The sequence below is a fragment of the Tropicimonas sp. genome, from assembly GCF_047971885.1.
In the GTDB taxonomy this organism is placed as follows: domain Bacteria; phylum Pseudomonadota; class Alphaproteobacteria; order Rhodobacterales; family Rhodobacteraceae; genus Tropicimonas.
This window is the reverse complement of sequence record NZ_JBKEAE010000194.1, coordinates 1-6,758: the sequence shown is the minus strand read 5'-3', so window position 1 is coordinate 6,758 and position 6,758 is coordinate 1. Positions and strand designations below refer to the sequence as shown.

6 protein-coding genes are annotated in these 6,758 nt (G+C 65.7%); 1 reads left to right on the top strand and 5 read right to left on the bottom strand.

The annotated features are described in order from the left end of the window. The 5 genes from ACK5IR_RS16330 to ACK5IR_RS16310 all read right to left on the bottom strand — a co-directional run. On the bottom strand, positions 1-981 hold a 981-nt coding region (locus ACK5IR_RS16330), incomplete at its 3' end, for a bifunctional folylpolyglutamate synthase/dihydrofolate synthase (RefSeq protein ID WP_416930372.1). A gap of 32 nt (positions 982-1,013) precedes the next feature. Next, the gene (accD, locus tag ACK5IR_RS16325; RefSeq protein WP_416930370.1) at positions 1,014-2,006 is read right to left on the bottom strand and encodes an acetyl-CoA carboxylase, carboxyltransferase subunit beta; all 993 of its coding nucleotides are present in this window, start codon (positions 2,004-2,006) and stop codon (positions 1,014-1,016) included. An 86-nt stretch (positions 2,007-2,092) separates the two neighbouring features. After that, positions 2,093-3,025, bottom strand: a complete 933-nt coding sequence (locus tag ACK5IR_RS16320) for a CPBP family intramembrane glutamic endopeptidase (protein ID WP_416930368.1) — start codon at positions 3,023-3,025, stop codon at positions 2,093-2,095. 60 nt (positions 3,026-3,085) lie between these two features. Next, positions 3,086-3,976 (bottom strand): CPBP family intramembrane glutamic endopeptidase, encoded by an 891-nt coding sequence (locus tag ACK5IR_RS16315; protein ID WP_416930366.1) that lies wholly within the window; start codon positions 3,974-3,976, stop codon positions 3,086-3,088. 102 nt (positions 3,977-4,078) lie between these two features. Continuing rightward, positions 4,079-5,110: a hypothetical protein gene (locus ACK5IR_RS16310; protein ID WP_416930364.1), complete on the bottom strand. Its 1,032-nt coding sequence runs from the start codon at positions 5,108-5,110 to the stop codon at positions 4,079-4,081. A 181-nt stretch (positions 5,111-5,291) separates the two neighbouring features. Between ACK5IR_RS16310 and ilvD the strand changes: the two genes are divergently transcribed. Beyond that, the coding region (gene ilvD, locus ACK5IR_RS16305; protein ID WP_416930362.1) for a dihydroxy-acid dehydratase at positions 5,292-6,758 on the top strand (1,467 nt) is incomplete at its 3' end.

Sequence of the window (6,758 nt, the reverse complement as noted above, 5' to 3'; positions counted from 1 at the left end):
GTTCAGAAGCGCAAAGACCAGATGCGTCGGGCGTGTGGGCAACCCGGTCAGCGTGGCCGCGATTGCCCGGGCGGCGTGCGCGTTATGGCCTCCGTCGAGCCAGAGCTCGGCATCCGGTGCGCTTTCGGCCAGGGGGCCGTGGCGCAGACGCTGCATCCGGGCCGGCCAGCGCGCGCTGGTGACAGAGGCTTCGCAGGCTGTCTCGCCGTGGCCAAGGTGGCGCAGCGCGGCCAGCGCCATCCCTGCATTGTCGATCTGGTGCGGCCCGCTCAGCGATGGCAGGGGCAGGTCGAGCAGCCCGCGTTCGTCCTGAAAGACCAGCCTGCCGCGCTCTTCCCACACCTGCCAGTGCTGGCCGCAGGCGAGCAGGGGCACGCCAAGCGCCGCTGCCCGCGCCTCGATCACCTCGGTCGCCTCGTCGTCCTGCCGGCCGACGATACAGGGAACGCCGCGCTTGAGGATGCCGGCCTTTTCGCCGGCGATCCCGGCCACGGTGCTTCCCAGAAATGCCTGATGGTCCAGGGCAACGGGCGTGATGACGGTCAGCGCGGGGTGATCGACCACGTTGGTCGTATCCATCCGTCCGCCCATCCCGACCTCGAGCAGCAGGATATCGGCCGGAACGCGCGCAAACGCGTCAAACGCGGCGCAGGTGGTTGCCTCGAAAAAGGTGACCGGCGCGCCGCCATTGCGGTCGAGCGTGCGGGACAGGGCATCGCAGAGCGGCTCTTCACCGATCTCCTCGCCCGCCAGCACGATCCGCTCGTGAAAGCGGACGAGATGGGGCGAGGTATAGGCGTGGACACGCATGCCGGCGGCGGCAAGGCCCGCGCGCAACATGGCGAGGGTCGAGCCCTTGCCATTGGTGCCGGCAATATGGATCACCGGCGGCAGCCTGTCCTGCGGGCGCCCCAGCGCCTCGAGCAGCCGCAGCGTGCGGCCAAGCGACAGGTCGATCGCCGCCGGATGCAGGCCCGTCATCCGCGCCAGAAGGGCGGCGCTGTCGCTGCCGGTCACTTTTTCGCGTCCGCCTTCCCTGCGGCCGGCTTTTCTGCCTTTGCGGGTGCGGCTTTGGCCGGTTTCGGTTTGGCCGGCTGCGGTTCGGGCTGTGGCTCCGACTGCGGCCCGGGCGGCGGCAGATCGCCCTGAACCGCCGGTGGCAGGCCGAGGATCAGCCGGGTGATGCCGATCAGTTCGTCGCGCATGTCCTTGCGGTGGGTCACCCGGTCGAGCAAGCCGTGATCGAGCAGGTACTCGGCGCGCTGGAACCCCTCGGGCAGTTTCTCGCGGATGGTCTGCTCGATCACCCGAGGCCCGGCAAAGCAGATCAGCGCGTTGGGCTCGGCGATCTGGATATCGCCCAGCATGGCATAGCTGGCCGTCACCCCGCCGGTTGTCGGATGGGTCAGCACGACGATATAGGGCAGGCCGGCCTCGCGCAGCATCTCGACCGCGACAGTGGTGCGCGGCATCTGCATGAGGCTCAGGATACCCTCCTGCATGCGGGCTCCGCCGGCGGCGGAAAACAGGATCAGCGGGCGCTTGTGCTCGACCGCGCGTTCGGCCGCGGCCACGATGGCATTGCCCACATACATGCCCATCGAGCCCCCCATGAAGGTGAAATCCTGCGCGGCGGCGACTACGGGGGTGCGGCCGATCTCGCCCTCGGCGACCAGCATCGCCTCTTTCTCGCCGGTGTTTTTCTGCGCCGCCTTCATCCGGTCGGGGTATTTCTTCTGGTCGCGGAAATGCAGCGGATCGGTCAGCGGTTCGCGCACCGCGACCTCGGTGTAGATGCCGCCGTCGAACAGGTTGTCAAACCGTTCGCGCGGCGTCAGCGCCATGTGGTGGTCGCAATTGGTGCAGACGTTCAGATTGTCTTTCAGTTCGCGGTGAAACAGCATCGTCCCGCATTCGGGGCATTTGGTCCACAGGTTCTCGGGCACCTCACGGCGGGAGAAGAGCGAGTTGATCTTTGGCCGGACGTAGTTGGAAATCCAGTTCATCGGGGTCCTCAAGCGCCTTGTGCCGTTGTGCCGCCCCGAGATAGGCCGGCGGGCCGGCAATTGCAATCGGCGGAGCCGGGTCTGCGTCAGCGGGTCAGGAAATGCCGGATCACCGCCCACGAGGCGAGCATCACCGCGATCGAGACCACAAACGAAAGCGTCTGCGCACCGGTCGCCCCCAGCGGTTTGGCCGTGACCCACAGCGCAAGCCCGGTGATGGTCTGGCTGACGGCAAGGATCAGCATCGCCACCACGTTGTTGCCGAAATGCAGCCCCATCGCCGCGCCCAGGCTGCCGGTCTGCTCGGTCAGGTCCGAGGCGACAAGTGCGAAAAGGAACGTATAGAGCAGAACGACCGGCAGGTTGGCGCCCGCCGCCGGATCCCAGTGCAGCAGCGCGAAAAGAAGCGCCGGCAGCCCCATCCAGATCAGGCGGGCGGCAAAGCGCGCCGCAAGTTGCTGCATCAGGTAGCCGCGAAAGAAAAGCTCCTCGGCGGCGGTCTGTACGAAGATCAGTGGCAGTGCCAGCGGCAGAAAGCGCAGCCAGCTTGCGAATTGCAGGTTGGCGACGGGCGGGTCGAGCAGCGCGCCCAGCAGCACCGCCGCGCCGAGAAACGGGATTTGCACCGAAACTCCGATGGCGAATCCGCGCGCCCAGTCGCGGGCCGGCCCGAAGAGACTGCCCGGACCGCGGAAATGAAAGGCCGCCGCGGCCAGCATCGGGCCGAAAAACAGGCCGAGGAAGGTGGCGAGCAGGAAAAAGACCGCACCCGGCGTATTGGCACCGCCTTCGCCGATCAGCCAGTTCTGTAACCGGCCCAGCGCCGAGACCAGATGCAGCGGTGTTGTGGGGTTGTCGCCCGCGATGCCCTGCGCCATCGCGAAAACCGTCCCGACGCTGATCGGCACGACAACCGAAACATAGATGAAGATCGTCAGCAGAAAGCCGAGCAGCAACCGCCAGATCTGCGGATAGAGCTTTGCCTCGGCCAGCGAGGCTTCGAATTCGGGTGCGCGCATGGCTCTCTCCGCTCTTGTCGCCGTTTGGTAGCCCGGGCCGGCGGGTGGCGCAATGCGGCCTCAGACCTTGAGCGCCAGCCGCGCGGCAAGCCAGCCGCAGAACGTTGTCATCAGTTCCGGCAGCAGCATCGCGGGAATGGCGGGGTCGTCCATGGCGATGGGCAGGGAATAAAACGCCAGCCCCGAGCCCGGACCGGGCAGGGCGACAAGCAATATCGCCGAGAAATTGTTGGCAAGGTGAAACCCCAGCGCCGCGCCGACGGACCCGGTGCGCGCGGTCAGATCCGCAGCGACCAGCCCGAATGCCGTTGCCCAGATCACGTAATAGGGCGCGTTACTGCCGGCCAGATCGGGGGAAAGATGCATCAGGCCGAACAGCAGTGACGGCACGATCAGCCAGACCGGCCAGCGCGGAAACCTGGCGGCAAGCTGCTGTTGCAGGTATCCCCGGAACATCGCCTCTTCGGTGCCGACCTGAACCATCAGCGCGGTGAGCGAAACGGGAAGCAGCACGAGCCAGCGCCCGAACGGCATCGCGCGGTTGCGTACAAGTTCGTGGTCGAGCGGCAGCACGACCGTCAGCACCAGATAAAGCGCACCGATGGCCAGCGTCACCCGCAGCCCGTCCGAGACCACCGCCTCCCACGGTCCGAACAGCGTGGCGAAGCTCCTTCCGTTCAGGAAGCCGACGACCATCGCCAGGCCCACGGCGAAAAAGCCGAAGCTGAACAGGGTGAACAGCGCGGCAAAGGGGGTATCGGCGTGCTGGCTCGTCGCCTCGACGAAGCGTTGCGTCGCTTCCGCGCCAATCACGTTCGAGGCAAGCGCAAACAGCACCTGAAACAATGCCATGCCAGTGATGAAGGTAAGCACGACACCGGCGGCCGTGCGCCACAACTCGCATCGCGCGGCGGCGGGGGCGCTGAAATAGCGAAGCGGGTCGTAGCGCATGGGCCATCCTTTCGGCGCAAGCCGTAAAGGCAAGATGCCCTTTCCGCAATCGCTCCGTGTCAGGCATGGGTCCGGCCCGGCATCTGCGGGCAGATCATGGGCTCAAAGCGGTGGTGTCGGGTTGGCTGTGGCGGGATGGAAGAACTTGGTTTCCGCCCCGAGCCAGATGTTCGCGGTGCTCGGAATATCCGCTATCGCGGGAAAATAGAAGGAATTTCCCAGTGAGCCCCACCACAGGTCGATCACGCGGCCGTCGTCCATAACGTCCAGCGTCGCGACATCTTCGTCGAACGGTTCGTGATCCAGCACGACGAAGACATGCGCTCTTGTCGCCATGATCTTTACCGAGCCGCGGAAACCGTCATTGATGACGATTTGCGCGGCGGCCAGCGCGAAGGTGGTGCAGACCGCGCATCTCTCGCGGCGTGCCCGTTGGTAGCCTTCCCTGACCTGTTGCATGGTATAACCGGCGTTGGACACAAACGCACCGCCGCCGACCCCGTCACCGCCGGCCAGGAAATTCGTTGCGGCAAAGCACCGGTTGGCGACCATGTTTTCGCTGCCCGGCGCGATCCAGTCCTTGTATGTGGCGCCGTCGAGGCAGGCGAAACAGGTCAGTTCGGCAAATTCGTTGCATGCCGCCGGGCTCAGACCCGGAATTGTGATGGTACCTGTCCAGCGCGCCTGCTCGGCTTCCACCTTCTCGATCAGCCAGCACAGGAACTGCTTTTTCCTGAGCCCGTAGATATGGGCATCCACCCTGGGCCGCGCGGCGGCGAGGCTTTTGCGAAGCGTGTTGAGGCCGGCCTGGGTCTGGTTGTGAAGATAGGCCGTAAGCGCCTGCATGATGGTGGGAACGGGGGCTTCGCCTAGCTGTACCGGCTCGGAGAGAAGGTGCCTGTTCTCGATATTCAGTTCGATGAGGTCGCTCGCAGTTCGGTCGTCGCTGTGAATCTGGGATTTCAGATCCCCGAACCGATTGCGCTGCAGGAAACTGCTGTCTTCGCCTTTCGGATAGCGTTCGTTCCTGAAACGGCTGAGCGCCCTGACCGAAATCCGCCCCAGGTTGTCCCGGCCGGCCGGATTCACGATATCGTTGTACATCGTGACCACCTCATGGAGCGTCAACACCATTCCAGCCTCCCATTCGATCTGCGCACCGTGTCGGGATGGTTTTCAGGACAGGGTAGCATACCCTGCCCCGTCTCGCACCTGCGCTCGGGCGAACGGCAGGCCCCGCCCCGATGCGCGATGCCGCTTGCCCTGATTGTCCGCCGCGTCTATTCCGGCGGGCGAGCCAGATCAGGGGAAAGCCATGCTGAAGCGACCGTTCGACAAGTCCAGACTGCCCAGCCGCCATGTGACGGAAGGCCCCGCCCGGGCACCGCACCGGTCGTATTACTATGCGATGGGGCTGACCGAGGAAGAGATCGCGCAGCCGTTTGTCGGTGTGGCGACCTGCTGGAACGAGGCCGCGCCCTGCAATATCGCGCTCAACCGTCAGGCACAGGCGGTGAAGCTGGGGGTCAAGGCCGGCTCGGGCACCCCGCGCGAATTCACCACCATCACCGTGACCGACGGCATCGCCATGGGACACGAGGGCATGCGTGCCTCGCTCGCCAGCCGCGACGCGATTGCCGACACGGTCGAACTGACGATGCGCGGCCATTGCTACGACGCGCTGGTCGGCCTTGCCGGATGCGACAAGTCGCTGCCGGGGATGATGATGGCGATGGTGCGGCTCAACGTTCCTTCGGTCTTCATCTATGGCGGCTCGATCATGCCGGGCCGGTTCAACGGGCAGGATGTGACCGTGCAGGACGTGTTCGAGGCGGTCGGCCGCCATCAGGCCGGTGCCAATTCGGACGAGGAGTTGCGCGCGCTGGAAAAGGTCGCCTGCCCGTCGGCCGGCGCCTGCGGCGGCCAGTTCACCGCCAACACCATGGCCTGCGTCTCCGAGGCGATCGGGCTGGCGCTGCTCAACTCATCCGGCGCGCCCGCACCTTACGAGAGCCGCGATCAGTACGCCACCGCGTCGGGCGAGGCGGTGATGCGCCTGCTGGAGAAGAACATCCGCGCCCGCGATGTCGTCACCCGCAAGGCGCTGGAAAATGCCGCCCGCGTCGTCGCCTGCACCGGGGGATCGACCAATGCCGGCCTGCACCTTCCGGCGATTGCCCATGAGGCGGGCATCGATTTCGACCTGTTCGACGTCTGCGACATCTTCCACGACACGCCCTATTTCGTCGATCTCAAGCCGGGTGGGCAATATGTCGCCAAGGACCTCTACGAGGCCGGCGGTGTGCCGGTGGTGATGAAGGAACTTGCCCGCGCGGGTCTTCTGCATCTCGACTGCATTACCGCTTCGGGCGAGACCCTGGGCGAGGCGCTCGACCGGATCGAGGGCGAACCGGATGGCAAGGTGATCCATTTCGTCGATGCGCCGATCACCCGCACCGGCGGTGTCGTCGGCCTGCGCGGCAACCTCGCCCCGGACGGGGCGATCGTGAAGGTGGCCGGCATGGAACGCGACCAGCAGGTCTTTACCGGCCCCGCCCGTGTTTTCGAATGCGAGGAGGACACCTTCGAGGCGGTGAAGGCGCGCCAGTACAAGGAAGGCGAGGTTTTCGTCATCCGCAACGAGGGCCCCGCCGGCGGCCCCGGCATGCGCGAGATGCTGGCAACCACCGCCGCGCTGTCCGGTCAGGGCATGGGCAAGAAGGTGGCGCTGATCACCGATGGCCGCTTCTCGGGGGCGACGCGCGGTTTCTGCGTCGGCCAT

Bases quoted from the DNA above. Each gene is read 5' to 3' on its own strand.
- accD (WP_416930370.1), bottom strand. From the start codon at position 2,006: ATGAACTGGATTTCCAACTACGTCCGGCCAAAGATCAACTCGCTCTTC.
- ACK5IR_RS16315 (WP_416930366.1), bottom strand. From the start codon at position 3,976: ATGCGCTACGACCCGCTTCGCTATTTCAGCGCCCCCGCCGCCGCGCGA.
- ACK5IR_RS16310 (WP_416930364.1), bottom strand. From the start codon at position 5,110: ATGGTGTTGACGCTCCATGAGGTGGTCACGATGTACAACGATATCGTG.
- ACK5IR_RS16320 (WP_416930368.1), bottom strand. From the start codon at position 3,025: ATGCGCGCACCCGAATTCGAAGCCTCGCTGGCCGAGGCAAAGCTCTAT.